Here is a 25,717-nt window from a genome sequence, read left to right as displayed (position 1 = left end):
TGTCACTACAGTAGGACCGACGCTGCCGACCGTCGAGGGGGCGGAGTGCGAGGAGAACGGCTCGGGTCGCTTGTCGCCGTGCTCGCCTTGGCCACCGGGTTGGCCGCTGGCCCGGCCGAGGCTGGCCCGGCCGGGGCTGGACTGCCCGGGGCCGATTCTGCGCCGGCCCCGACCCCCGGCCAGATCGCGGCCGCGAACTCGGCGGTCGGACACCGGGCGGCCGAGGTCACTGCGGTGGAGAGGCAGATCGCGATCACCCAGCGCCGGCTCGGTGTGCTGAACACCACCGCCGAGCTCACCATCGAATCGTTCGACCTGGCCCAGGTCCGGCTCGCGCAGGCGAGCACCCAAGCCGTGGCCGCCGAGACCGTCGCCGCGGCCGCGGGCGTCCAACTCGCGGATGCGCAGACCGCAGTCGACCGCTACGCCGCGAGCGCCTATATGTCGATCGGGACCGGCTCGGCTCTTGGCGCGGTCATCGACTCCAACGGCCCCGCCACCTTCCTCGCCCAGCTGCGAACCCTTGACGCGATCGCGTCCGGCGAGAATCGGGCGGTGCTCGAGCTGGTCGCCGCCCGGACCTACGCGGGGGCGGTGGCGGAGGAGACCACCCGGGTTCTCGCGGCCCGCCGGTCGGCTGCCGCGGCCGCCGACCAGGCCCGGGGCCGCGCGCTCGCCCAGGTAGGTGCTCAGGTGAGCGCGTTGCGCGCCCTTCAGGTCGAGCAGGGACAGCTGTCCATGCTGCTGCACCAGGCGATCGCCTCGGCGCACGCGCTGGCCGCCCGTCGTGCCGCGGCGCTCGCGGCCGCCCGGGCCGCCGCGGCAGCCGCGGCCGCCGCCCAGGCGGCGCGGCTGGCGCTGGAGTCCGCCCGGGCAAGCCAGGGCGCGACGCCGATCCCCATCGTTGCGGGTCCGCCGGGCAGCGCCGCTGCCGTCGCGGTGCGCTGGGCATACGCCGAGATCGGCAAGCCCTACGTGTGGGGGGCGGCCGGACCGGACACCTTCGACTGTTCCGGGCTCACCCAGTACGTCTACGCGCAGGCCGGGATCGCACTGCTGCACTACACCGGCGACCAGTGGACCGAAGGGACGCGGGTCGCCCAATCCGCGCTTCTCCCCGGCGACCTCGTCTTCTTCGCAACCAACACCTCCGACCCTTCGACGATCCACCATGTCGGCATCTACGTGGGGAGCGGGCAGATGATCGACGCGCCGTTCACCGGGGCCGACGTGCGGTTCGACAACGTCTTCCGTTCGGACTACATCGGCGCGGTCCGACCGGCCTGACCTGCGGATAGGGTCGGCCGGTGCCGGGGCCGAGTCGACCGAGTCGACGGATCAGGATCGCGGTCCTGTTCGGCGGTCGCAGTAGCGAGCATGCGGTCTCCTGCATGTCCGCCGGGAGCGTGCTCGCCGCACTGGACCGAGACCGATACGACGTCGTCCCGATCGGCATCAGCCCGGAGGGTCGCTGGCTGCTCGCCGCCGACGACCCGAAGCGGCTCGTCGGTGCATCCGGCGAACTTCCACAGGTGGATCCGGACGGGCCGGCACTCGCGTTGCCGGGTGACCCGACCGCCACTGCGCTGCTCCTTCTCGACCCTTCAACGAAGGCCTCCCCCCTCGAAGCGGTCGACGTGGTGTTCCCGCTTCTGCACGGTCCCTACGGCGAGGACGGAACGGTGCAGGGCTTGCTCGAGCTGGCCGGGGTTCCCTACGTCGGCTCCGGGGTCCTCGCGAGCGCGGCGAGCATGGACAAGGAGTACATGAAGCTGGTGCTCGACGCGCGCGGGCTTCCGGTCGGTCGGTTCGCGCTCGTCCGCGAGCGCGAGTGGATTGCGGATCCGCACGGCGCGCTCGACCGGCTCGACGACCTCGGGGGCTCGGTGTTCGTCAAGCCGGCACGGGGCGGTTCGAGCCTCGGGATCAGCTCCGCCGCAACTCGCGACGAGCTGGCCGCGGCCCTCGAACTCGCCTTCCGGCACGACACGAAGGCGCTCGTCGAGGTCCGGATGGTCGGCCGGGAAATCGAGTGCGGCGTGCTCGAGGGATTGGACGGCGCGCTGCCGGACACCAGCCTTCCGGCCGAGATCCATGTCGGGGCCGGGCGGGAGTTCTACGACTTCGACGCGAAGTATCTGGGCGACACGACCTTCGACGTTCCGGCCCGGCTACCGGCGGAGGTACTCGCCGAGGTGCGGGGGTTGTCCGCCGCGGCGTTCACCGCGCTCGGTTGCGAGGGCCTGGCCCGGGTGGACTTCTTCCTCGACGACGCGGGGGCGCTCACCGTCAACGAGCTCAACACGATGCCCGGTTTCACCCCCGCGTCGATGTTTCCCCGGATGTGGGCAGCCACCGGCCTGGACTACCCCGCGCTCGTGGACCGGCTGATCCGGACCGCGCTGGGTCGCCGGCCGGGGCTGCGTTGAGTCGACCGCCGGCTCAGCCGGTCGCCGGGAGGGCGGCGGTGATCGGGCCGGCCAGGCCGACCAGGAACCCGGCCTGCGCCGGATAGCGCGTCGGAACCCGTAGGTCCAGGTATGCGCCGCGCCCGACGAGGGTCCAGGTCACCGACGCGGATCCCACCTGCTGGAACCACGCCACGCCGTCGACGACGGCGGTCTCGGCTGCGGCGTTGTACCCGGCCGGTCGCGCCACCCCGCAGCGGAGGACGACGGCGGGATCCCCCCAGGCCGTGGTGAGCGGCGAGGCAGGGACGGTGCGTCGGCGCGACTCGCCGTCGAGCCGGGCAGGCAGGGTCGCGCCGAGCCGGAGGCACGCCGCCCGGACGGCTGGGTTGGGCGGGACCGGCGGGACCACCGGGGTGGGTCCGCCCCCCCCACCGCAGCCGCCGGCGAAGGCGGCAGCCAACAGGGGGCCCGCGAGGCGGCCCCGGTTCAGAGGTGAACGATCGGGCAGGTGAGCGTCCGGGTGATGCCGTCCACGCCCTGGACCCGCGCGACGACCATCTTGCCGAGCTCGTCGACGTTGCGGGCCTCGGCCCGGACGATGACGTCGTAGGGGCCGGTGACGTCTTCGGCCATCGTGACGCCCTTGATGGCCGCGATGTCGCGCGCGACCTTCGCTGCCTTGCCGACCTCGGTCTGGATGAGGATGTAGGCCTGAACCGTCACGGCTGTGCCACCTCCCGGGCGCTCGGCACTGGAAGTGGCACGCTATCCGATCTATCGGGGAGGCTGTCATCTCGGTATCGGAGCCCTTGACGCTCGCCGACATCGGCGAGTTCGCCCTGATCGAGCGGATCATCGCCCGGTTGCCGTCCGGGCCGGGGATCGTGCTCGGGCCAGGTGACGACGCGGCGGTCGTTCGGGCGCCGGACGGCCGGGTGGTCGCGACCACCGACCTGCTGGTCGAGGACGTGCACTTCGATCGTGACCTGTCCAGCGGTTACGACGTCGGCCGCAAGGCGGCGGCACAGAACCTCGCCGACGTCGCCGCGATGGGAGCCGCTCCGACCGCGCTACTCGTCGGCCTGGCCGCGCCGGCCGCCCTCCCCGTCGCCTGGGCCGAGGCGCTGGCCGACGGGCTGCGGGACGAGGCGATGGCCGGTGGCGCGGCGGTGGCCGGCGGCGACGTGGTTCGCTGCGACCGGCTGGTCGTCTCGGTCACCGCGCTCGGCGACCTGGCCGGGCGGGCTCCGGTGACCCGCGCCGGAGCCCGGCCCGGGGACGTGGTCCTCGTCGTCGGCCGACTGGGCTGGGCGGCGGCCGGACTCGCCGTGCTGCGGGCCGGGCTCGGCCACGAGCCGGACCTGGCCCGGCTCGCCCAGGCGCACCGGCAGCCGGTTGTGGCCTACCCGGCGGCGCTCCAGCTGGCCGAGGCCGGCGCCAGTTCGATGATCGATGTGAGCGACGGGCTGGCCCGCGACCTCGGGCACGTGGCCACGCGGTCCGCCGTCCGGATCGAACTGTCCGCCGCGGATCTGCCGATGGGCCCCGAGCTCGCCACCGCCGCCGCACGGCTGGGCATCGATCCGCTCAGCTGGCTGGCCGGCGGTGGGGACGACCACGCGTTCGCTGCGACGCTGTCGGATCAGGATGCGCGGCGCGTTGCGGTGCGGATCGCCGGGCTGGCCCGACCGTGGCCGGTGACGCAGGTCGGCAGGGTCCTCGCCGGCAGCGGACTCGCCTGGATCGATCGCGAGCCACCCGGGGCGCCCGGGCACGAGCACTTCGCGGACCCCGGGTGACCCCGCCGCGGGTGCTCGCGATCGCCGGCTCGGATTCCGGGGGTGGCGCTGGGATCCAGGCGGACCTCAAGACGATGCTCGCCTTCGGGGTGCACGCGATGTCGGTGATCACCGCGGTGACCGCGCAGAACTCGGTCGGTGTCCAGGGGGTATGGGAGCTACCGGTCGAGGCGGTCCGCGCCCAGCTGGCGAGCGTCCTCGGGGACATCGGGGTCGACGCGGTCAAAACGGGGATGCTCGCCTCCCCGGAACTGGTGTCGGCGGTGGCCGAGGGCTTGTCCGGGATCACGGCACCGCTCGTCGTGGACCCGGTCGGCGTCTCCAAGCACGGCGACCCGCTACTCGCCCCGGAAGCCGTGGCCACCGTCCGGACCGAGCTTCTCCCGCTGGCGACGGTGGTGACGCCGAACCTGTACGAGGTCGAGATGCTCACCGGCCTGCGCGTCGACGCGGAATCCGATCTGTCCCGCGCGGCCGACGCGGTGCTCGCCCTGGGCCCGCGCTGGGTCCTTGTCACCGGCGGCCACTTGTCGGGCGACGCGGTGGACCTGCTCACCGATGGCAGTTCGCACCTCGAGTTGCGGGCCGGTCGGCTCGATCGCCGGCACACGCACGGCACCGGCTGCACGTTGGCCTCTGCACTGGCGGCGGGTCTCGCCCGCGGGCTGGACGTCCCGGCCGCGGCGCGAGCCGCGAAGGATTACGTGACGGGCGCGATCGCCGCCGGGTTCCCGCTGGGACAGGGCATCGGCCCGGTCGACCACGGCTGGCGGTGGCGGACTACCCCCGGCTGACCTTGCCGGCCTTGAGGCAGGACGTGCAGGTGTTGAGCCGGCGCCGCGTGCCGCCGACGACCGCGTGCACGGTTTGGATGTTCGGGTTCCAGCGGCGCCTGGTGCGACGGTGGGAGTGGGACACGGACATGCCGAAACCGGGCCCCTTGCCACAGACGTCGCAGACGGCAGCCAACGGGATCTCTCCTGAACGTGGTCAGCCGGCGCGGGATTCGTCGACCGGCGGTGCGATCAAGCGGATCCAGACTAGCCGACCGGGGTCGCCGGGACCAACCGAACCGTCGCTACCCGCGGCTACGCTGGCCGCTGTGCTCGACCGCCTCGACGCCGACGACATCCGACGGTGGTGCATCGCCGGACTCGAAGCCCTCCAGCGGGCTCGTGCGGAGATCGACGGGCTGAACGTATACCCGGTCCCCGACGGCGACACCGGAACGAATCTCGCGCTCACGATGGCCGCGGTGGTCGAGGCACTACCACCCGTCGGCTCGGATCTGCCGGGGACGGTCGCCGCGATGGCCCGCGGCGCTCTGCTCGGTGCGCGCGGCAATTCCGGAGTCATCCTCAGCGAGCTGCTCCGCGGTCTCGCTGAGGTGTTCGGCGCCGGTCCGGCCGGTGGCCGCGAGCTGGAGGTGGCGCTGGGTCGCGCCGCGGATCTCGCCTACGCCGCCGTCGCCACTCCGGTCGAAGGTACCGTCCTGTCGGTGGCCCGGGCCGCCGCCGAGGCAGCCGCCGCGGTCGCCGGTGACGACCTCGCCGGAGTGGCGGACGCCGCCGCGCGGGGGGCCGCGGAGGAGCTGGTCCGCAGCCCGCAGAAGCTCGCCGCCCTGGCCGGTGTCGTCGACGCCGGCGGCCGGGGCCTCGTCGTGCTGCTGGACGCGCTGGCCGCGGTCTGCGGCGGCCAACCGGGTGGCACCCCGGTCAACGCCGGCCCCGCGCCGTCCGTCCGGGCCCGGGAGTCGGGCAGTCTCGCGTTCGGGTACGAGGTCCAGTACCTGCTCGACGCGCCGGAGACGTCGGTGGCCGGCCTGCGCGAGCGGCTCGGCCGTCTCGGCGACTCCCTAGTCGTGGTCGGCGGGGACGGCCTGTGGACGGTCCATGTGCACGTCAACGACGTCGGTGCGGCGGTCGAGGCCGGGATCGAGGCCGGCCGGCCGCACCGGATCGTCGTGACCCGGTTCGCTGACGCGCCGGCGCAGCCCGCGGTCGGCGCGGCGGTTGTCGCCGTGGCGCCGGGCGAAGGGCTGGCCGGGCTCTTCCGCGCCGAGGGCGCCGCCGTGATCGACGGCGTACGCCCGCCGTCGGCGGCCGACCTGCTCGCGGTCGTCCGGGCTACCGGAGCCGACCAGGTCGCCTTGCTCCCCAACGACCCCGCGGTCCGGCCGTTCGCCGACACCGCTGCGGCCCGGGCGCGCGAAGAGGGGCGCGCGGTCGAGGTGATCCCGACCCAGTCCCCGGTGCAGGGGCTCGCCGCGCTGGCGGTCCACGACCCGCGCCGACGCTTCGCCGACGACGTCATCGCGATGACGGCCGCCGCCGGTGCAACCCGCTGGGCGGAGGTCACCAGCGCGGTCCGGGAGTCCTCGACCCCGGCCGGACCGTGCTCCAGGGGCGACGTGCTCGGGCTGGTCGAGGGCGAGATCGTCGTCGTCGGCAGCTCGGTTCGAGACGTGGCCACCGGGGTGCTCGACCGGATGCTCATCGGCGGCGGAGAGCTGGTGACGCTGATCACCGGCGGTGCGGCGGATCCGGAGGTAGGCGGCGAGATCGCCGCCTACCTCGAGGCGGTCCGGCCGGGCGTCGAAACCGTGATCTACGCCGGCGGCCAGCCGGACCGACCGCTGTTGCTCGGCGTCGAGTGAGACTCGACGAGCCGCTCAAGCGAGTCGTTGGCGACAAGACGGCCAACGCGCTGGCCGGGCTCGACATCCGGACCGTCAACGATCTGCTGCACCACTACCCGCGCCGCTACGCGGAGCGCGGGCAGCTCACCGACCTCGGCTCGCTCCAGGTCGGCGAATACGCGACCGTGGTCGCCGACATCGACAAGAGCGCACTGATCCCCTACTCGAGCCGCCCCGGAAGCCTGCTGAAGGTCGAGCTCACCGACGGCACCGGCAAGCTGGTCCTGACCTTCTTCAACGCCAAGAGGTGGCTGCTCGATCGGTTGGCGCCCGGCCGCCGCGGCCTGTTCGCCGGGAAGGTCGAGGTCTTCAACAGGGTTCGCCAGCTCTCCCACCCGGCTTACCTGCTGATCGACGGCAAGGACGAGGAGGACATCGCCGAGTTCGCCCGCCCGCTGATCCCGATCTACCCGGCCGGGGCGGCGGCGAACACCTGGGCGATCAGTCGAGCGGTCCGGATCGTGCTGGACGGCCTCCAGGACCTGGCGGATCCAGTGCCGGCCGACGTGCGTGACCGGCACGGGCTGATCGGACTGGCCGAAGCCCTGCAGCTGGTGCACCGCCCGGAGTCGCGGGCCGAGATCGAACGAGCCAGGCAACGCCTGATCTGGGACGAGGCCTTCTTTCTCCAGGTCGCGCTCGCCGGCCGCCGGGCAGCGGCCCGAGCCCAGCCGGCGACGCCACGCCGGCCCCGTCCCGACGGCTTGCTCGCCGGATTCGACGCCCAGCTGCCGTTCGCCCTCACGGCCGGTCAGCATGCGGTCTCCGAGACGATTCTGGCCGAACTGGCCGGCGAGCACCCGATGCACCGACTGCTTCAGGGCGAAGTCGGCAGCGGCAAGACGGTGGTGGCGCTTCGGGCGATGCTGACCGTCGTCGATGCAGGCGGGCAGGCGGCGCTCCTCGCCCCGACCGAGGTGCTGGCACATCAACACGCGCGCTCGATCGCTGAACTGCTCGGGCCGCTCGCCCTGGCTGGTCAGCTCGGCGGCGACGACCGGGCCACCGGCATCGCGCTGCTCACCGGCTCGCTCGGCGCCGCCGCCCGCCGGGATGCCCTCGCGGCGGCGGCGAACGGGAGCGCCGGACTGGTCATCGGCACCCACGCATTGCTCGAGGAGAGCGTGGAGTTCGCCGATCTCGGCCTGGTCGTGGTCGACGAGCAGCACCGGTTCGGGGTCGAACAGCGCGACGCGTTGCGGGCCAAGGCGGCGCGCCCGCCGCACCTGCTGGTCATGACGGCCACGCCGATCCCGCGAACGGTGGCGATGACCGTGTTCGGCGATCTCGACACCAGCGTGCTCACCGAACTGCCGGCCGGCCGGTCGCCGATCGCCACGTCGGTCGTACCGGCCCGCGAGAAGCCCGCCTGGCTGGAGCGAAGCTGGCAGCGGGTCACCGAAGAGGTGGCCGCCGGCCATCAGGTCTACGTCGTCTGCCCGCGGATCGACGCCGCGACGGCGGCCGGCGAGGAGGAGCAGGCCGAGGGGAGCGCCGCGGTGCTCGACGTCCTGGCCGGGTTGCGTGAGCGAGAGTTGGCCGGGCTGCGCGTCGAGGCCCTGCACGGTCGCCTCCCGGCCGAGGCGAAGGACGACGTCATGACCTCGTTCGCGGCGGGACGGATCGACGTCCTGGTCGCGACCACCGTGATCGAGGTCGGGGTCGACGTCGCAAACGCCACGGTCATGGTCGTGCTCGACGCGGACCGTTTCGGGGTCTCTCAGCTGCACCAGCTGCGCGGGCGGGTCGGCCGGGGCAGCGCTGCCGGGCTGTGCCTGCTCGTCACCTCCGCCGCCGCCGGAACGCCGGCCCGGGATCGGATCGACGCGGTCGCCGAGACCCTCGACGGATTCGTGCTGGCCGAGCTCGACCTCCAGCAGCGGCGGGAGGGCGACGTGCTCGGCGAGGCCCAGTCCGGCCGGAAGAAGAGGCTGCGGCTGCTCGAGGTGTTGCGCCACCGCGACGTGATCGAGGCGGCCCGGGCCGAGGCCCTCGCGTTGGTGGCGGCCGACCCCGGGCTGGCCGGTCACCCGGAGCTGGCCCGGGCGGTCGAGGCCAGCCTCGACGAGGATCGCGCCGAGTTTCTGGAGAAGGCGTGACCCGGCTCATCGCCGGGGCGGCCGGGGGCCGGCGGCTGGCCGTGCCGTCGGGGGAGCGGACTCGACCCACCTCGGCCCGGGCCCGGGAGGGGCTGTTCTCCACTCTGGAGGCGCTTCGAGGCCCGCTCGCCGGTGCCCGTTTCCTCGACCTCTACGCCGGGTCCGGCGCCGTGGGGCTCGAAGCGCTGTCCCGCGGCGCCGCGCGGGTGGTGCTCGTCGAGTCCGACCGGACGGCGGTGGCGACCGCGACGGACAATGCCCGCGGGCTCGGGTTGCCCGGTGCCGTCGTGCGTCCGCTCGCCGTGCGGCGCTACCTCGCCGGCGCGCCCGAGCGCTTCGACGTCGCCTTCGCCGACCCGCCCTACGCGGTAGGGGACGAGGAGCTGGCGGCGACGGTGAGCCGACTCCGGGTCGGTGGCTGGTTGGCGGCCGGGGCGGTCGTCGTCGTGGAGCGGGCCGTCCGGGACGGCGCTTGGCGGTGGCCCACCGGGGTGGTCCCCGACCGGGACCGCCGTTACGGTGAAGCTCGGCTTTGGTACGGTCGCGCCGCCGCCCCGCCGGAGGCGTGCTGAGGAGGACGCGCGTGCGACGGGCGGTCTGCCCCGGGTCGTTCGACCCGGTCACCAATGGTCATCTCGACATCATCGGCCGGGCCAGCCGGCTGTTCGACGAGGTCGTCGTGGCCGTTCTCGTCAACAAGTCGAAGAGCAGCCTGTTCGACGTGGACGAGCGGATGGAGATGCTGCGTGAGGTGGTCGCCGAGTACCCCAACGTCACCGTCGCCAGCTTCTACGGACTGCTCGTCGACTTCTGCCGGGATCGGTCGATCCAGGTCGCCGTCAAGGGCCTGCGGGCCGTCAGCGACTTCGACTACGAGCTTCAGATGGGCCAGATGAACCACAGCCTCGCCGGGGTGGAGACGCTGTTCATGCCGACCAACCCGCTCTACAGTTTCCTCTCGTCGAGCCTCGTCCGGGAGGTCGCGACCTATGGTGGGGACGTGTCCGGACTGGTGCCGCTCAGCGTGCTCACCCGGCTCACCGACCGAGTTGCCTCGCGCTACGCCGCCGACCGGCCGCCCACCCCCCGGAAGTGACCGGTCCCGTGGATGTACCGGCCAAGCTGGACGAGATCGTCGGCCTGATCGAAGGGGCGCGGGCGATGCCGATGTCCGCCTCGTGCATGGTCAACCGCGTCGAGCTGCTCAACCAGCTCGAAGAGCTGCGAGCCATGCTGCCGGCGGAGATGAGCCAAGCCCGGCGCCTGCTCCGCGACCGGGACCAGCTGGTCGAGGAGGGCAGGCAGGATGCCGACCGGATCATCGCGGCGGCCCGGGATGAGCGGGCCCGCCTGATCGCGAAGACCGAGGTGGTGGCGGAGGCCGCACTCGAGGCCGAGCGGCTGGTCGGCGACGCGGAAGACGCCGCGGTCCAGATGCGGGCCGAGGTCGAGGACTACGTCGACAAGAAGCTCGCGAACTTCGAGATCGTGCTCAACAAGACCCTCGCCGCCGTCGAGCGCGGCCGCTCCAAGCTGGCCGGCCAGCACGAGCTGAGCCGGCTCCAGGAGAACCCGGACGAGCCGGAGCTCCCGCACTGACCGCCGTTCGGTAGGATGCCCCTACGGTCTGCCTGAGACCGAACCTCACCATGCCTCGCGATCACACTGCGCCCCGGCTCGATCCCCGCGCCCCGCTCGTTCTCGACACCCGGGAACTCGGGCGGCGCCCCGGGTCGATGCGCCGGGTCCGCCGGACGGTCCCGGCGCCGGGCGGGTTCGGCCTCGAGCTCATCGGCGTCCCCGAAGGCACCGATCTCGAACTCGATCTGAGGCTCGAGGCGGTCGTCGAGGGGGTGCTCGTGTCGGGAACCGCCCGTGCTCCGCTTTCCGGCGAGTGCGGACGTTGCCTGGAGCCGGTCGCCGCCGAGGTGGAGGCCGAGCTCCAGGAGTTGTTCGCGTACGACGACGCCGGCGAGGAGACCGGCCGGTTGGCGGGCGACCTCATCGACCTCGAGCCGGCGGTCCGGGACGCGGTCGTGCTCGCACTTCCGCTCACACCGCTGTGCCGGGCGGAGTGCCCGGGCCTGTGCCCAGGGTGCGGCGCCCGGCTAGACAACGTCGAACCGGGCCACATGCACGTCGAGGCCGACCCCCGCTGGGCCGCCCTCCGCTTGGTGACCGACGAGAACGAGGAGAGTTGACCGTGGCCGTCCCGAAACGCCGAATGTCGCGCAGCAACACCCGCGCGCGCCGCTCCCAGTGGAAGACGACCGCACCCACGACGGTCGACTGCCCGAGATGCAAGCAGGCCAAGCTGCCGCACGCCGCCTGCGCCGTCTGCGGTTTCTACAACGGCCGACGCGTCCTCACCGTCTGACCGTGAGCGGATCGGACCGGCTGCTCACCGTCGCCCTGGATCTGCTCGGCGGTGAGGGTGCCCCGGCCGCCGTCGTCGACGGCGCCCTGCTCGCCTGCGCCGAGCTGCCGGACCTGGCGGTCACCCTGGTCGGGCCGCCGGACCTGGCGGCGAAACTGCTCGCCGGCCGGCCGCTCGCGGACCGGCTCGACGTCGTCGCGGCCACCGAATCGATCGGAATGGCCGAGGATCCGGCCCGCGCGGTCCGGGCCAAACGCGACGCCACCGTGCGCGTCGCGGCCCGGCTGGTTCGCGACGGCGCCGCCGACGCCACCGTGTCGATGGGATCCACCGGAGCCGCGGTGGCCGCGGCCCTGCTCGTACTCGGTCGGCTGCCGGGGATGTCCCGGCCGGCCCTGGCCGTCGTAGTGCCGGCCGCGCACGGCCCGGTCGTCCTGCTCGACGCCGGTGCCGGGGTGCACGCCGATCCGGACCGGCTCGCCCAGTTCGCGATGGCCGGTGTGGCCTACGCCCAGATCGGTCTGGGGATCGAGAACCCGCGGGTCGGGCTGCTGTCCATGGGCGAGGAGCCGGGCAAGGGTGACCAGCTCCGCAAGGACGCCCACCAGGTGCTCGCCGAACTGCCGATCCGGTTCGTCGGCAACGTCGAAGGTCATGACGTGCCCCTCGGGGAGCGGGCCGACGTCGTCGTCACCGACGGATTCACCGGCAACGTCCTGCTCAAGGGTCTGGAAGGGATGTACCGGCTGGTCCTGGGGGCGATCGACGGCCCGGCGCGGATCGACGAGCGGCTCGAGCCGGACCGGCTCGGCGGGGCGATCCTGCTCGGCGTCAACGGGGTCGCGGTGATCGGTCACGGCGCCGCGAACCCGCGGGCGATCGCCTCCGGCATCCGGATCGCGGCCCGGGCGGCCACCGAGGGGCTCGTCGTGCGGACCGGGGCGGTGCTCGCCGACCTGCTGTCCCGCCGCACGGTGGGTGCGGCCCGGTGAGTACGCCGGACGGGCCACCGGATGTGTTCGGGGTGATCCGCGACGCGATCGCCACCGTCCTCGAGATAGATCCAGCGACGGTTCGGCGGGACAGCACGTTCCGCGAGGACCTGCGCGCGGACTCGCTGGCGCTCGTCGAGATGGCCGAGATCGTCGAGGAGCGGCTCGCCCCGCGGGCGGCTTCCGGGTTCCACATCGACGACGGCGATCTCGAGGATCTGCGCACCGTGGGGGACGCCGTGGACTACGCGGTCGCCCGGCTGTGAGCCGAACCCCGGAGCCAGCCGATCCGACCGCGCTGGCTGCCACCCTCGGGTTGACCCTCGACCCGGATCTGCTCTGCCAGGCGTTGACCCACCGGTCTTTCGCCTACGAGCATGGCGGCCTGCCCACCAATGAGCGGCTGGAGTTCCTCGGCGATGCCGTGCTCGGCCTGGTCGTCACCGACAGCCTCTACCACCGTCACCCCGACCTCGCCGAAGGGCAGCTCGCCAAGCTGCGAGCCGCCGTGGTCAATTCCCGTGCCCTGGCCGACGTCGCCCGCAGCCTCGACCTCGGCGATTCGGTTCGGCTCGGCCGCGGCGAGGAAACCAGCGGGGGGCGGGACAAGTCCTCGATCCTCGCCGACACCCTCGAGGCGCTGATCGGGGCGGTCTACGTCGACCAGGGGATCGCCGCCGCCACCGGACTCGTCCACCGGCTGTTCGATCCGCTCATCATCGACGCCGTGGAGCGTGGGGCCGGCCTCGACTGGAAGACCTCGCTTCAGGAGCTGGCTTCGACCGGGGAGTACGGGGCCCCCGACTACAAGGTCGACGAGAGCGGCCCCGACCATCAGAAGAACTTCGAGGCCACCGTCGGGATCGACGGCGACGTCCTCGGGTCCGGACATGGCCGGAGCAAGAAGGAAGCCGAACAGCGCGCCGCCGAGGCCGCGTGGCTGACCCTGGCCGAGCGGCTGCGGGCCGCGGGGGACTAACCGGTGCCGGAGCTTCCCGAGGTCGAGGTCGTCCGGTCCGGGCTCGACCGCCATGTCGTCGGGCGCACCATCGCCGCGGTCGAGGTCTCCGGACCGCGCACGCTGCGCCGCCACCTCGCCGGCGGGGAGGATTTCGCGGCCCGGCTGATCGGTCGGCGGATCGAGTCGGCTCGCCGCCGGGGCAAGTACCTGTGGCTCCCGCTGGACTCGGGTGAGGCACTGGCCGCCCACCTGGGCATGAGCGGGCAGTTCGTCGTCGCTCCCCCCGGGTTCGTCGACCCGGGGCACCTGCGGGCTCGTCTGAGCTTCGCCGACCTCGGCCCGCAGTTGCGGTTCCGGGACCAGCGGACGTTCGGTGGGCTGGCTGTCGTAAAAGATGGGTATCCCGTTCCGCCGAGCATCGCCCATGTCGCCCGTGACCCCCTCGACCCCGAGTTCGACGAGCCCGGATGCGTCGCCGCGATCCGGCGTCGCAACACCGGGCTCAAGCGGGCATTGCTCGATCAAACCCTCGTCTCCGGGATCGGCAACATCTATGCCGACGAGGCGCTGTGGCGGGCCCGGCTGCACTACGCCCGGCCGACCTCGACGCTGCGGCGGGGGGAGGTGGTGCGGGTCCTCGCCGGGGTCCGCGAGGTGTTCACCGAGGCGCTCGCGGCCGGGGGGACGAGCTTCGACGCGCTCTATGTCAACGTCGAGGGGGAGCGCGGCCACTTCGAGCGGGAACTCGCGGTCTACGGTCGCGCGGGCCAGCCATGTCCGCGCTGCGGCCGCCCGGTCCGGCGTGACCCGTTCATGAACCGCTCCTCGTATTTCTGCCCCGGTTGCCAACCACCTCCCCGCCGGGCCCCTCGATGACCCACCCGAAGGGCGCGCCGTGCACTCCGGTGGCCTCCTCGACCCGGCGTAAGATTGAGCCATCGGGACTCAAGTCGTGATGAACCCGTAACCTGGGGCTTGACCGGCGCGGCGGAGCGTGTCACCCTCAAATGACCCCCTGCGAGCCTCCATCGCCCACCAGCTCGCGCATCACGTGCCTCACTGCGGAGGACTCCGAAGATGGCGAAGGCCCTGTTCGGCCACGTCGGGCTCGGCCCCGACCCCCGTCTCACGGCCGAGGTTCATCGGCTGCGGCGGCAGGTGCACGATCTCGAGGCGGAGCTGAGCCAGCTGCGCCAGATCAACGACCGGCTCGTCGAGTCGGTCCGCGTCTCCGACGACATGCTGGCGATCTCCGTGCCCGACTCGGCGGCCGAAGTGGCCGGCGAGCCCGCGCTGGCCTGACCGCTCGGTTCCGCCGAGGGCGCCGCTGCCCTCTTCCCAGCCCATTTCCGGACGGTTGTGCCGGTGCGTTACGCGCCGGCGCCGGGGACCGACGAGTAGGGTCGAACGGACTTCCCCTCCGTCACGATCCGGCCAGATGGCCCCGGAGCGAGCCGCGTGCACCTGAAGAGCCTCACGTTGCGCGGGTTCAAGTCCTTCGCGTCGTCGACGACGTTGCGTTTCGAGCCGGGAATCACCTGTGTCGTCGGGCCCAACGGGTCGGGAAAGTCGAACGTGGTCGACGCGATCGCCTGGGTGCTCGGCGAGCAGGGTGCCAAGTCGCTGCGCGGCGGCAAGATGGAGGACGTCATCTTCGCCGGAACGGCCGGCCGGCCGCCGCTCGGCCGGGCCGAGGTCGTGCTGACCATCGACAACGCCGACGGGGCGCTTCCGATCGACTACGCCGAGGTGACGATCAGCCGGTTGATGTACCGGTCCGGGGACAGCGAATACTCGATCAACGGTTCGCCGTGCCGGCTGCTCGACGTTCAGGAGCTGCTCTCCGATTCCGGCATCGGCCGAGAGATGCACGTCATCGTCGGCCAGGGACAGCTCGACGCGGTGCTCTCCGCCCGACCGGAGGACCGGCGGGCGTTCATCGAGGAAGCCGCCGGAGTCCTCAAGCACCGCAAGCGCAAGGAGAAGGCGCTCCGCAAGCTGGAGGCCATGCAGGCCAACCTGACCCGGATCACCGACCTCACCGCCGAGCTGCGCCGTCAGCTCAAACCGCTCGGGCGGCAGGCCGAAGTCGCCCGCCGGGCGGCGGTGATCCAGGCAGACCTCCGCGACGCCCGGCTCCGGCTGCTCGCCGAGGACCTCGTCACGCTCACCGCGGCACTGGACAGCGAGGTGGCCGACGAGACGGCGATCCGGTCGCGACGGGTCGAGGTCGAGGGCATGCTCACCGAGGCGACCGCCCGGGAAGCCCGCCTCGAGGCCGAACTGCTCGAGGCCGTCCCGCTGCTGTCCCGAGCCCAGGAGACCTGGTATCGACTCAGCTCCCTCGCCGAGCGCCTTCGCGGCGTCGCGGCGTTGGCGGCCGAGCGGGGTCGGCACCTGGCCGCCGCCGACGACGCGGACCGGACCGGTCCCGACCCGGACGCGCTGGACGCCGAGGCGGCGGCGGTCCGCGGCGAGCAGGCGAAGCTGGCGGAGGAGCTGGCCCGGGATCAGCTGAGCCTTCGGGCCGCGGCCGACGCGCGGGCCGGGCTCGAGGCCGAGTTGGCCGCGGAGGAGAGCCGACTGGTCGCCGCGGTGCGGGCCGTGGCCGACCGGCGGGAAGGGCTGGCTCGGCTCACCGGGCAGGTGGCCGCACTGCGATCGCGGGCCGCAGCGGCGGACGCCGAGATCGGACGGCTGCGGGCGGCGGTCGACGAGGCCAGCACCCGGGCCGGTGTGGCGCAGGGCGAGTTTCAGGCGATCGAAGCCGACATCGCCGGCCTCGACGCCGGCGAGGCCGGGCTCGACGAGCGTTACGAGACGGCCGCGGCCGCCGTCGAGGCCGCGGCCGAGCAGGTTCGCCGGCTCGAGGCGGAGGAGCGGGAGGCCGAGCGCGACCGCAGCCTGCTGCTGGGCCGCCGCGAGGCCCTCGCGCTGTCCCTCGAGCGTGGCGACGCGGGAGCGGCCCTGCTCGATGCCCGCGAGCGCCTTCCCGACCTGGTCGGCGCGGTCGCCAGCATCCTCGCCGTCGCGCCGGGTTTCGAGACCGCGCTCGCCGCGGCCCTGGGGGTCGCCGCCGACGCGATCGCCGTCGGGTCGGTCGACGGCGCGGTGACGGCACTCGAGCTGGTCAAGGCCGATGACGCCGGCCGGGTCGGGCTGCTCGTGGGCGGAGCCGCAGCGGTGCCGGACCGCCGGGGCCAGGCACCGGAGGGGCGTTGGGCGCTCGAGTGCGTGAGTGCGCCCCCCGAGTTCTCTGCGGCGTTGGGTCGGCTGCTCGGCCACGTAGTAGTCGTCGACGACCTCGCGGCCGCCCGGCGGGTGGTTCGGGCCGACCCGTCGCTGTGCGCGGTCACCGCCGCGGGGGACCAGCTCGGAGCCGGGTGGGCCGCGGGGGGATCGGCTCGGGTGCCGAGCCGGCTCGAGGTTCAGGTCGCCCTCGACGATGCCGACGCCCGTCTCGTCGAGACGGGGCATCGTTGCGAGCGGCTGCGCTTCGCTCTCGGTGCGGCCATCGCGGAGCGCGACCGGTGGCAGGTCGAGCTCGATGCGACGCTCGGCGAACTTCACGAATCCGACGCTCGGCAGGCCGCGGTTGCCGAGCGGCTGGGGCAGCTCGGCGCGGCCGCCCGGGCCGCCCAGGCCGAGACGGAACGGCTGGCCCGAGCCCGCGACCAGGCCACGGCGGACCGGGAACGCTGGGCGGGTGAGCTCCTCGAGCTCGAGGAACGGCTGGCGAATGCGCAGGCCGCCCCGGCAGCCGAGGAGCCCGGCAGCGCGGAACGGGACCGGCTGGCCCTCGCGTGCGCCGAATCCCGGGTCGCCGAGGTCGATGCGCGGCTCGCGGTCCGGACCGGCGAGGAGCGGCTCCGCGCGGTCACCGAGCGGGCCCAGGCGCTGGCCGCGGCGGCCGCCGCCGAGCGGGCCGCCCGGGCGGCAGCGGTCGCGGCTCGAGCCCGCCGTGCCCGCGAGTCCGCTGTCGCCGCGGCGGTGGCCCGGGCCGGTGCGATCGCCGCCCGCAGCGTCGAAACCTCGCTCGCCGCCGCCGCCCGGGAGCGGGCGGCGGCCGAAGAGGGCCGCACGGTTCGCGAAGGTGAGCTGCTCGGAGTTCGCGGCCGGGTTCGCGAGCTGGCCACCGAACTGGCCACGCTGACCGACGCCGTGCACCGCGACGAGCTGCTCCGGGCCGAGCAGCGGGCCCGGGTCGAGGCCCTCGCCACGAAGGCGGTCGAGGAGTACGGGGTCGACGAGGCCACCCTGGTCGGCGAGTACGGTCCCCAGGCCCCCGTCCCCGTGCTCACCGAGGCGGACGCCGAACCCGCTCGCGAAGCCGCCGGATCGGTCGCCTACGTCCGGGAGGAGCAGGAGAAGCGGGCCCGGGCGGCCGAACGTGCCCTCGCCGTGCTCGGCCGGGTCAACCCGCTCGCGCTCGAGGAGTACGCCGCGCTGGAGGAGCGGCAGAAATTCCTCGCCGAGCAGCTCGAGGACCTGCGGGCCACCCGCCGGGACCTGCTGACCGTGGTCAAGGAGGTAGACGACCGGGTCGAGGCGGTCTTCGCTGCCGCCTATCACGACACGGCCCGCGAATTCGGGCAGGTGTTCGCGACCCTCTTCCCCGGCGGAGAGGGTCGGCTCGTGCTCACCGACCCCGCCGACCTGCTGACCAGCGGGGTGGACGTGGAGGCCCGCCCGCCGGGCAAGAAGGTGAAGCGACTGTCTCTGCTGTCCGGGGGGGAGCGCTCGCTCACCGCCATCGCGCTGTTGGTCGCGATCTTCCGGGCCCGGCCCTCGCCGTTCTACGTGCTCGACGAGGTCGAGGCGGCGCTCGACGACCGGAACCTGGCGCGCCTGGTCGACTTGCTCGCCGAGCTGAAGGACACCTCACAGCTGCTGGTGGTGACCCACCAGAAACGAACCATGGAGGCCGCCGACTCCCTCTACGGGGTGAGCATGCGCGGGGACGGGATCACGCAGGTGATCTCCCAGCGGATCCGTGAGGTCGAGCCGGCCTGAGCACTTCGGGGGGCCTCGGGTGCAGCCGGCTCACGGTCGCCACCGACGAGAGATGCTCGGAACGGACCGCGTGCGGATGGTCGCCTTGCCACTCGGCCAGCCAGTCGACGAATTCGGGCTCGGCCGTCGGGCGTGCCCAGCGGTAGCCCTGGCCGTTCGCGCAGCCCAGGTCCCGCAGGGCCTGAGCCTGGGCGGGGGTCTCGATGCCTTCGGCGACGGCGGTGAGTCCCAGTTCGTCGGCCAGCCGGACGATGTTGCTGACGATGGTCACGTCATGCGGATTGTGTGGCAGGTCGGCGACGAACGAGCGGTCGATCTTCAGCGTCGTCACCGGGAGATGGCGCAGGTAGCCGAACGACGCGAACCCGGCCCCGAAGTCGTCCACCGCCAGCCCTACCCCGATTCGACGCAGCCGCTCCAGGGTCGCGTGGGTCCCGGGATCCTCGGCGATCAGGGTGTGCTCGGTGAGCTCGAGGCAGAGCGCGTCCGGCGGGACTGCGGTCGCGGCGAGCACGCTCTGGACGAACTCCGGGAAGGGGGCCTGGGCCAGCTGGGCCGGGGTGACGTTGACGTACACGTGGTCCGGCGCGGCCAGATTGCCCTGCCCGCACCAGCGGGCGTAGGCCCGGCAGGCCTCGAGCAAGACCCAGCTGTCGATCTGCGGGAGTAGTCCGAGCTCCTCGGCGATCGGCAGGAAGTGGTCGGGGAGGATTAGGCCGTGCTCCGGGGTGCGCCACCGGATCAGGGCCTCCGCGCCGGTCACCCTTTGGTCGGCGAGGCTCACGATCGGCTGGAAATACAGGACGAGCTGGCCCGTGGACACGGCGTCGGGGAGCCGGCGCTCGAGCTCCCGGCGCTGCCAGGCCCGGTCCCGGGCCTGCGAGTCCAGCCCGACGACCCGGTTGCGCCCGGCTTGCTTTGCCACCCCCAGCGCGTTCTCCACCTCGCGCAGCAGATCGGCCGCGTCCATCGGGCCGGCGTGCCGGGCCAGGCCGACACTCACGGTGATCGTGAGCTGCCGCCCATCGATGATCATCGGGCGGGACACCTCGCGCAGGATGTCCTCGGCGACCTGCTCGGCGCTCCCCCCGTCCTCGCAGATGACGAGGAAGGCGTCCCCGTCCATCCGGCCGAGCGTGCGGGCCGGGCCGACCAGATCGGCGAGCCGCTCGGCCAGCGCGCGCAGGACCCGGTCAGCGGCATCCGGGCCGAGCTGATCGTTGACCAGCCGAAATCGATCGATGTCGATGAGCAGGGCGGCGACCCGGGGCCGGCGCTCCACCGACTGTTGGAGCCGGTCGAGGAGCAGGGCGCGGTTGGGCAGGCCGGTGAGCGGGTCGTGGACGAGCTGGCGGGCCAGGGCATCCGCCGCGCGCCGCTCGTCGCTTACGTCGCGAGCGACCACGACGTAGGCCTCGGCCCGGAATCCGGTTGCCGGGCAGCTCCGCACCTCGACATCGATCCGCGTGCCACCCTTCGTGCGGTGCTCCCAGATGGCGGACTGGTGGGCGGCGGGGTCGGCGGTCGCCTCGCGCAGGGCGGCATGTGCCTCGACCGGCCGGATGTCCAGCAGGGTCATAGAGAGGAACTCCTCCCGGGTCCAGCCGTACTGCTGGATGGCGGCGGCGTTGACGTCGAGGAAAGCGAGCCCCGGTCGCTCGAAGATCCACATCGGCAGCGGCGACTCGACGAACAGACCGCGCCACAGCTCCTGGCCGGAGCGCAGCTCCTGTTCGGTGTCGCCGAGCCGCCCGGTCACCCAGGCGACGGTCTCCCCGATCAGCACGCAGACCGGGACTATGTAGACGGCCGACCAGGCCGCCGCCGGGACATGGGGAACGACGGTCAGCGGGGCGAGGTAGGCCACCAGCGCCAGCGGCCAGACCGCCGAGCTCGTTCCCCGTCGGTGGGTCAGCCCCATCCAGGCGAAGGTGACCGCGAAGAAGATCGAGTACTTGAAGCCGTCGGCCCGCGTGAACGTGTTGTGCAGCGCGATCAGCAGCCACGCCGGGAGCACCAGGGTCAGCGTGGCGATCCGCGGCCAGCGGTCCCATGGCAGAACCCAGACGAGGACCCCACAGCCCGCAGCCACCAGCCCGATCGCGGTGAGGACGGGCCGGTTGGTCCCCGGCGCGTTCGGCAGCACCGCCGCGACAATGGCCACGAGCGAGCCACACAGCACGAACAGGGCGCCGGAAAGTCGGGCCGCCGTGCGCGCCGAGAGCGGGTGCGGGGAAGCGATCGCTGTCACCGGACTCCAGTTGTCTGCCGCCGGGTCCGGGCGGCGCCACCTACTATCGGAGGCGGCGATTCCGATATCACCGGTTCGTTACGAAGATCCTCCAAAATGACTACACCTCGTAATGACTCGGACCCGATCCGTTACTGATCGGTAGGACCGCATCGTCGGGCCCCGGGGCGGTTTGCGAGGATGCCGTCCGTGCTCTACCTGTATCTCGCGATCGCAGTCGTCGTCCTGGCGGCGGCTGCCGCCTCGATCACCGCGCTGCGAAGCCGCCGTGGACGGGGCCCGGAGCCGCTCGTGGGGCCTCCGGGCCGGGCGGTCGAGTCGCCGCCACCCGCTCCGGGACTCGAGGCGCCGCTCGCCGCCCCGGAGATGGAGGCGCCGCTCCCCGCTCCGGGGCTCGAGGCGCCGCTCCCCAGCGACGGCCGCCTGGTCCGCCTCCGTGGCCGGCTGGCCCGCTCGGAGTCGACCTTGGGTCGCGGTTTGCTCTCCCTCCTGGCCCGCGATGTCCTCGACGACGACGCCTGGGAGCACGTCGAGGACACGCTGCTCGCCGCCGACGTCGGGGTCGCCGCCACCCGGGAACTCGTCGATGCGCTGCGGACCCAGGTCCGGGTTCGCGGCGCCCGCGGCCCGGTCGAGCTCCGGGCGCTGCTCCGGGAGCAGCTGATCCTCGCCGTGGGCGAGGCCGACCGATCGCTGTCGACCACGGCGGCGGACGGCATCCCCGCCGTGCTGCTGGTCGTCGGCGTCAACGGCACCGGCAAGACGACCACCTGCGGGAAGCTCGCCCGGGTGCTCGTGGCGGACGGTCGTAGCGTCGTCCTCGGCGCCGCAGACACCTTCCGGGCCGCCGCCGCCGAACAGCTGGCGACCTGGGCCGGCCGGGTGGGCGCCGAGGTTGTCCGTGGCGCCGAGGGATCGGATCCGGCGAGCGTCGCCTTCGAGGCCGTGAAGCTCGGTATCGACCGTCGTTCGGACACGGTCGTCATCGACACAGCCGGCCGGTTGCACACGAAAACCGGTCTCATGGACGAGCTCAGCAAACTCAAGCGGGTAGTCGAGAAGCAGGCGGCGGTGGGGGAGGTGCTGCTGGTTCTCGACGCCACCACCGGGCAGAACGGTGTCGTGCAGGCCCGGGTTTTTCTCGAGGCCGTTCACGTCACAGGCATTGCGCTGACCAAACTCGACGGCACGGCCAAGGGCGGCATCGTCATCGCCGTGCAGCGCGAACTCGGCGTCCCGGTGAAGCTGGTGGGGCTCGGCGAAGGACCCGATGATCTGGCGCCGTTCGAACCCGAGGCGTTCGTCGACGCGCTGCTCGGCGACACCCCGGACACCCCCGCCGAGGAGTTCACACGCCGGTAACGCCCGGTCACCGGAGTGAAACGCCGCCGAAGCCGGCGGGAAACGATGCTCGGCGAGGCTCAGGCGCGTCCCCCGCGACTGACCGGAGGCCGCCGGATGGATCTTGACAGTGCCCTGTGGCTCGCAGGCGGGCGGTCGGCCATGCCCGCGAGCCGGGCCGTCCGGGCCGTCCGGGCCGTCCGGGCCGGCTCCCTCGGGGCGGACGGCGCGTGAAGCTCGTCACGGCCATCGTCAAGCCCCATCGGCTCGAAGACGTCAGGGCCGCCCTCGTTGCCTGCGGGGTGACGGGTCTCACGGTGAGTGAGGTTCAGGGTTACAGCCGTCAACGCGGGCACAGCGAGGTGTACCGGGGAGCTGAGTACACGATCGATTTCGTGCCGAAGGTGCGGGTGGAGATCCTCGTTGAAGCGGCCGAGGCGGTGCGTGTCGTCGACGTGATCGTGGCCGCGGCCCAGACCGGAAAGGTCGGTGATGGCAAGGTGTGGACGGTCCCGGTCGAAGAACTCGTCCGGGTGCGCACTGGTGAGCGGGGCCCTGACGCGCTCTGAGCTCGGACACGGGAGGATCGGCACATGCGACTGGTCACGGCGATCGTCAAGCCGTTCAAGCTGGACGACCTCAAGGCGGCGGTACAGGCGCTCGGGGTGCAGGGGATCACCGTGAGCGAGGTGCAGGGCTTCGGGCGCCAAGGTGGGCACACCGAGGTCTACCGGGGGGCGGAGTACACCGTCGATTTCGTACCGAAGGTGCGCGTCGACATCGTCGTCGACGACGCAGACGCCGAGCGGGTCGTTGAGGCGATCGTGGCCGCGACGCACACCGGAAAGATCGGGGACGGCAAGGTGTGGACCGTCCCGGTAGACGACCTGGTCCGCGTGCGCACCGGGGAACGGGGTGCCGACGCGCTGTGAATCTGCGCGCAGCCCGGGCCGAATTGCTTGCCCGGCCCGCGCTGCCGCCGGCGGAGCTGCGCGAGCAGCTCACCCAACTCGCCGACCGTTGGCTGATCGGCCTGCTCGGCGACGAGCCGGACGTGGCGCTCGTCGCGGTCGGGGGCTACGGGCGGCGAGAGCTCGCGCCCGGCAGTGACCTCGATCTCGTCCTCCTGCACGCGGGGCGGCGCGATGTCGGCGCTATCGCCGACCGGATCTGGTATCCGATCTGGGACTCCGGAGTCGGCCTCGACCACGCGGTGCGGACCGTCGCCGAGGCCGTTGGCGTCGCCCGCACCGACCTCAAGGCCGCACTCGGGTTGCTGGACGTGCGGCACATCGCCGGAGACTCGACGCTGACGAGCTCGCTGGGACATGCCGTTCGGGCAGCCTGGCGGGGCGACGCCGGGCGGCGATTGCCCGATCTGCTCGACAGCGCCCGCGAGCGGGCGGCCCGTTTCGGCGAGCTCGCCTTCCTGCTGGAGCCCGACCTGAAAGAAGCCCGCGGCGGTTTGCGCGACGTCCACGCCATCCACGCGGCGGCCGCCGCCTGGATGGTCGACGCGCCGGACCCGGCGATTCGCGCCGGATACGAACTCCTGCTCGACGTACGCGTCGAGCTGCACCGGCGGACCGGACGTGGGTCGGACCGGCTGGTCCTTCAGGAGCAAGACGGGGTGGCCGCCGGGCTCCGCTATTCCGACGCCGACGCCCTCATGACGGCTGTGTACGGCGCCGCCCGGACGATCGCCTTCGGCCTGGACAGCACCTCTCGCCGGGTGCTCGCCGCGCTTGCGCCCCCGACTTCCCGGCTGCCGTGGCGTCGGGGTCGCGTGCCCGCCACCCGAACGCCGCTCGCCGACGGCGTCGTCGCACAGGCCGGCGAAGTCGTCCTGGCGCGGGACGCCGTTCCCGCCGAGGACCCGGCGCTGCTGCTGCGGGCGGCCGCCGCGTCGGCGCAGTCCGGCCTCGCCCTGGCCCGGCACACACTCGAGCGGCTGGTCGCTGAATCGGCCCCGCTGCCGGACCCGTGGCCGGCGGCTGCTCGGGACGCCCTGCTCGGGTTGCTCGGCACCGGTCCGCCGGCCGTCCTCGTCCTCGAGGCGCTCGATCAGGCGGGCCTGCTTACCAGGATCCTGCCCGAGTGGGACCGCGTGCGGTGCCGGCCGCAGCGCAACGCCTATCACCGGTTCACCGTGGATCGCCATCTGACCGAGGCCGCGGCGGAGGCGGCCGCCCTCACCCGGCAGGTCGCTCGCCCCGACCTGCTTCTGCTGGGGGCGCTGCTCCACGACATCGGGAAGGGATTCCCGGGCGATCACGCGGTGACCGGCGTGCCCGTGGCCGCCGGTGTCGCTCGGCGGGTCGGCTTGCCTTCGGCGGACGTCGATACGGTCGGCACGCTGGTGCGCCACCATCTGCTCCTGGCCGACACGGCAACCCGACGCGACCTTGACGATCCGGCGACGGTCGCCTTCGTCGTCGACGCGGTGCGCGACCGGGACACCCTGGCGGTCCTGCACGCACTCACCGAGGCGGACGGCAAGGCCACCGGGCCGGCCGCCTGGGGCGACTGGAAGGCCGGCCTGGTTGGTGAACTGGTCCGGCGGGTCGACTCCGCCCTCGCGGTCGCGGGTGGAGCCGCGGTGTGGGCCCGCGACGCCCCTGATCGGCTCAACCCCAGCCAGCGCGAGCTGGCCCAGCGCGGCGAGTTCGCCGTTCATGTCGAGGATCGGCCAGCCGGTCACGAGGTCACCGTCGTGGCCCCGGACCGCCCCGGCCTGCTTTGGCGCTCGGCCGGCGTTCTCGCCTTGCACCGCCTCGACGTGCGGGCGGCGACCGCCGCCACGGTGGGGCGCACCGCGGTCACCGTTTTCGACGTCACCCCCCGGTTCGGATCGCCCCCGGATTGGGATCTCGTCCGCGCCGACATCCGGTACGCCTTCGACGACGCGCTCGCCCTCGGTGACCGGCTCGCGGACCGCGACCGCGCCTACCGACGCCCCGGATCGACGGTCCCCCCGCGGGTGGTGTTCGTCGACGACGCGTCGAGTCAGGCCACCGTCGTCGAGGTTCGTGCCCACGACTCACCGGGCCTGCTCTACCGGATCACCCGGGCACTCAGCGACTGCGGCCTGGACGTGCGGGCGGCGCGGGTCAGCACGTTGGGCACCGACGCGGTCGATGCGTTCTACGTCGTGGGACGCGACGAGCGCCCGCTGGTGGATCCGGTACGCCGCTCCGAGGTGGTCGGGTCCGTGCTCACCTCGGTCTCGGTGCCTTGAATTTCCCCGGTCCCGCAGCGCCCGGGATCGGGTCCGAGCTGTGGTAGCGCTCAGTTCACCTGGCGGTTCCGATCCCGCCAGTACGGTTCCCGGAGCTTGTATTTCTGCACCTTGCCGGTCGCGGTTCGTGGGATGGCGTCCACGAAGTCAACCGAGGTGGGAGCCTTGTAGCCGGCCAACCGCTGCTTGCAGTGCGCGATGACGGCTGCGGCGTCAAGCCGGGACCCGGCGGAGGTCACCACGACCGCCTTGATCGTCTCTCCCCATTTCGCATCCGGGATGCCGATGACTGCGCACTCGGCGATGCCGTCGAGCTGGTAGAGACAGTCCTCGACTTCGATCGACGACACGTTCTCGCCGCCGGTGATGATGACGTCCTTCTTGCGGTCGGAAATGGTCAGGTAGTTCTCGTCGTCGAGCAGTCCCCCGTCGCCGGTGTGGAACCAGCCTCCTTCGAGGGCCTCCGCGGTGGCCTCCGGCTGCCGCCAGTAGCCCTCGAGGACGACGTTGCCCCGGGCCAGCACCTCACCCGAATCC

The 25,717-nt window shown here is 72.8% G+C and carries 26 protein-coding genes; 21 read left to right on the top strand and 5 right to left on the bottom strand.

Going from position 1 to position 25,717, the window contains the following annotated elements; translation table 11 throughout:
• Positions 1-45 precede the first annotated feature (45 nt).
• Positions 46-1,287, top strand: coding sequence for a C40 family peptidase (locus VNG13_11160; GenBank protein ID HVA61077.1), 1,242 nt, complete (start codon positions 46-48; stop codon positions 1,285-1,287).
• A gap of 20 nt (positions 1,288-1,307) precedes the next feature.
• Entirely contained in the window at positions 1,308-2,429 is a 1,122-nt protein-coding gene (locus VNG13_11155; protein HVA61076.1) for a D-alanine--D-alanine ligase family protein, read from the top strand.
• Positions 2,430-2,442: 13 nt separating this feature from the next.
• Here VNG13_11155 and VNG13_11150 read toward each other — a convergent pair whose 3' ends face one another.
• Both VNG13_11150 and VNG13_11145 read right to left on the bottom strand, forming a co-directional pair.
• Positions 2,443-2,820, bottom strand: coding sequence for a DUF3515 domain-containing protein (locus tag VNG13_11150; GenBank protein HVA61075.1), 378 nt, complete (start codon positions 2,818-2,820; stop codon positions 2,443-2,445).
• Positions 2,821-2,897: 77 nt separating this feature from the next.
• The gene (locus VNG13_11145) at positions 2,898-3,134 is read right to left on the bottom strand and encodes an Lrp/AsnC ligand binding domain-containing protein (protein HVA61074.1); all 237 of its coding nucleotides are present in this window, start codon (positions 3,132-3,134) and stop codon (positions 2,898-2,900) included.
• 86 nt (positions 3,135-3,220) lie between these two features.
• Between VNG13_11145 and VNG13_11140 the strand changes: the two genes are divergently transcribed.
• Positions 3,221-4,210 carry a thiamine-phosphate kinase gene (locus VNG13_11140; protein ID HVA61073.1) on the top strand — a complete coding sequence of 330 codons (990 nt, stop codon included), beginning with the start codon at positions 3,221-3,223 and terminating at the stop codon, positions 4,208-4,210.
• On the top strand, positions 4,207-5,004 hold the full coding sequence (gene thiD / locus VNG13_11135) for a bifunctional hydroxymethylpyrimidine kinase/phosphomethylpyrimidine kinase (GenBank protein ID HVA61072.1): 798 nt from the start codon (positions 4,207-4,209) through the stop codon (positions 5,002-5,004). Before VNG13_11140 ends, thiD begins: the two co-directional genes overlap by 4 nt.
• Here the strand turns inward: thiD and rpmB are convergent.
• The gene (gene rpmB, locus VNG13_11130; GenBank protein ID HVA61071.1) at positions 4,991-5,179 is read right to left on the bottom strand and encodes a 50S ribosomal protein L28; all 189 of its coding nucleotides are present in this window, start codon (positions 5,177-5,179) and stop codon (positions 4,991-4,993) included. The two genes, thiD and rpmB, sit on opposite strands and share 14 nt — an antisense overlap.
• A 133-nt stretch (positions 5,180-5,312) precedes the next feature.
• Between rpmB and VNG13_11125 the strand changes: the two genes are divergently transcribed.
• The 13 genes from VNG13_11125 to smc all read left to right on the top strand — a co-directional run bounded on the left by VNG13_11125 (position 5,313) and on the right by smc (position 18,350).
• On the top strand, positions 5,313-6,866 hold the full coding sequence (locus VNG13_11125) for a DAK2 domain-containing protein (GenBank protein ID HVA61070.1): 1,554 nt from the start codon (positions 5,313-5,315) through the stop codon (positions 6,864-6,866).
• On the top strand, positions 6,863-9,007 hold the full coding sequence (gene recG / locus VNG13_11120; protein ID HVA61069.1) for an ATP-dependent DNA helicase RecG: 2,145 nt from the start codon (positions 6,863-6,865) through the stop codon (positions 9,005-9,007). The genes VNG13_11125 and recG overlap by 4 nt, the downstream gene beginning before the upstream one ends.
• A complete protein-coding gene (rsmD, locus tag VNG13_11115) occupies positions 9,004-9,579 on the top strand; it encodes a 16S rRNA (guanine(966)-N(2))-methyltransferase RsmD (protein ID HVA61068.1) in 576 nt (191 codons plus the stop codon). Before recG ends, rsmD begins: the two co-directional genes overlap by 4 nt.
• Before the next feature lie 11 nt (positions 9,580-9,590).
• Positions 9,591-10,103 (top strand): pantetheine-phosphate adenylyltransferase, encoded by a 513-nt coding sequence (gene coaD, locus VNG13_11110; protein HVA61067.1) that lies wholly within the window; start codon positions 9,591-9,593, stop codon positions 10,101-10,103.
• Entirely contained in the window at positions 10,100-10,606 is a 507-nt protein-coding gene (locus VNG13_11105) for a hypothetical protein (protein HVA61066.1), read from the top strand. Before coaD ends, VNG13_11105 begins: the two co-directional genes overlap by 4 nt.
• 50 nt (positions 10,607-10,656) lie before the next feature.
• Complete coding sequence (locus VNG13_11100; GenBank protein ID HVA61065.1) at positions 10,657-11,208, top strand: YceD family protein; 552 nt, start codon at positions 10,657-10,659, stop codon at positions 11,206-11,208.
• 2 nt (positions 11,209-11,210) lie between these two features.
• Entirely contained in the window at positions 11,211-11,384 is a 174-nt protein-coding gene (rpmF, locus tag VNG13_11095) for a 50S ribosomal protein L32 (GenBank protein HVA61064.1), read from the top strand.
• A 2-nt stretch (positions 11,385-11,386) separates the two neighbouring features.
• Positions 11,387-12,376, top strand: coding sequence for a hypothetical protein (locus VNG13_11090; protein HVA61063.1), 990 nt, complete (start codon positions 11,387-11,389; stop codon positions 12,374-12,376).
• Positions 12,373-12,642: an acyl carrier protein gene (locus VNG13_11085; GenBank protein HVA61062.1), complete on the top strand. Its 270-nt coding sequence runs from the start codon at positions 12,373-12,375 to the stop codon at positions 12,640-12,642. Before VNG13_11090 ends, VNG13_11085 begins: the two co-directional genes overlap by 4 nt.
• Positions 12,639-13,355, top strand: a complete 717-nt coding sequence (gene rnc, locus VNG13_11080; GenBank protein ID HVA61061.1) for a ribonuclease III — start codon at positions 12,639-12,641, stop codon at positions 13,353-13,355. The genes VNG13_11085 and rnc overlap by 4 nt, the downstream gene beginning before the upstream one ends.
• A 3-nt stretch (positions 13,356-13,358) precedes the next feature.
• Positions 13,359-14,213 (top strand): bifunctional DNA-formamidopyrimidine glycosylase/DNA-(apurinic or apyrimidinic site) lyase, encoded by an 855-nt coding sequence (gene mutM / locus VNG13_11075; protein ID HVA61060.1) that lies wholly within the window; start codon positions 13,359-13,361, stop codon positions 14,211-14,213.
• Between the two features lie 201 nt (positions 14,214-14,414).
• Positions 14,415-14,639, top strand: coding sequence for a hypothetical protein (locus tag VNG13_11070; GenBank protein ID HVA61059.1), 225 nt, complete (start codon positions 14,415-14,417; stop codon positions 14,637-14,639).
• Between the two features lie 156 nt (positions 14,640-14,795).
• On the top strand, positions 14,796-18,350 hold the full coding sequence (smc, locus tag VNG13_11065; GenBank protein ID HVA61058.1) for a chromosome segregation protein SMC: 3,555 nt from the start codon (positions 14,796-14,798) through the stop codon (positions 18,348-18,350).
• Here the strand turns inward: smc and VNG13_11060 are convergent.
• Entirely contained in the window at positions 18,304-20,601 is a 2,298-nt protein-coding gene (locus VNG13_11060; protein ID HVA61057.1) for an EAL domain-containing protein, read from the bottom strand. The two genes, smc and VNG13_11060, sit on opposite strands and share 47 nt — an antisense overlap.
• 189 nt (positions 20,602-20,790) lie before the next feature.
• Here VNG13_11060 and ftsY point away from each other — a divergent pair, with 189 nt between their 5' ends.
• The 4 genes from ftsY (at position 20,791) to VNG13_11040 (ending at position 25,180) form a co-directional block, all read left to right on the top strand.
• Entirely contained in the window at positions 20,791-21,963 is a 1,173-nt protein-coding gene (gene ftsY / locus VNG13_11055) for a signal recognition particle-docking protein FtsY (protein HVA61056.1), read from the top strand.
• Positions 21,964-22,172: 209 nt separating this feature from the next.
• Positions 22,173-22,511 carry a P-II family nitrogen regulator gene (locus VNG13_11050; GenBank protein HVA61055.1) on the top strand — a complete coding sequence of 113 codons (339 nt, stop codon included), beginning with the start codon at positions 22,173-22,175 and terminating at the stop codon, positions 22,509-22,511.
• Between the two features lie 24 nt (positions 22,512-22,535).
• Complete coding sequence (locus VNG13_11045) at positions 22,536-22,874, top strand: P-II family nitrogen regulator (protein ID HVA61054.1); 339 nt, start codon at positions 22,536-22,538, stop codon at positions 22,872-22,874.
• Complete coding sequence (locus tag VNG13_11040; protein HVA61053.1) at positions 22,871-25,180, top strand: [protein-PII] uridylyltransferase; 2,310 nt, start codon at positions 22,871-22,873, stop codon at positions 25,178-25,180. The genes VNG13_11045 and VNG13_11040 overlap by 4 nt, the downstream gene beginning before the upstream one ends.
• Positions 25,181-25,230: 50 nt before the next feature.
• Here VNG13_11040 and VNG13_11035 read toward each other — a convergent pair.
• On the bottom strand, positions 25,231-25,717 hold a 487-nt coding region (locus VNG13_11035), incomplete at its 5' end, for an AMP-dependent synthetase (protein ID HVA61052.1).

This window comes from Mycobacteriales bacterium (assembly GCA_035533475.1).
Taxonomy (GTDB): domain Bacteria; phylum Actinomycetota; class Actinomycetes; order DATLTS01; family DATLTS01; genus DATLTS01.
Note: the sequence above shows the minus strand (reverse complement) of the source record. Positions and strands in the feature narration are given on the sequence as shown.

What these genes read in the sequence shown, in the direction of transcription:
- VNG13_11100 (HVA61065.1), top strand. Translation starts at nt 10,657, where the DNA reads ATGCCTCGCGATCACACTGCGCCCCGGCTCGATCCCCGCGCCCCGCTC.
- VNG13_11070 (HVA61059.1), top strand. Translation starts at nt 14,415, where the DNA reads ATGGCGAAGGCCCTGTTCGGCCACGTCGGGCTCGGCCCCGACCCCCGT.
- VNG13_11045 (HVA61054.1), top strand. Translation starts at nt 22,536, where the DNA reads ATGCGACTGGTCACGGCGATCGTCAAGCCGTTCAAGCTGGACGACCTC.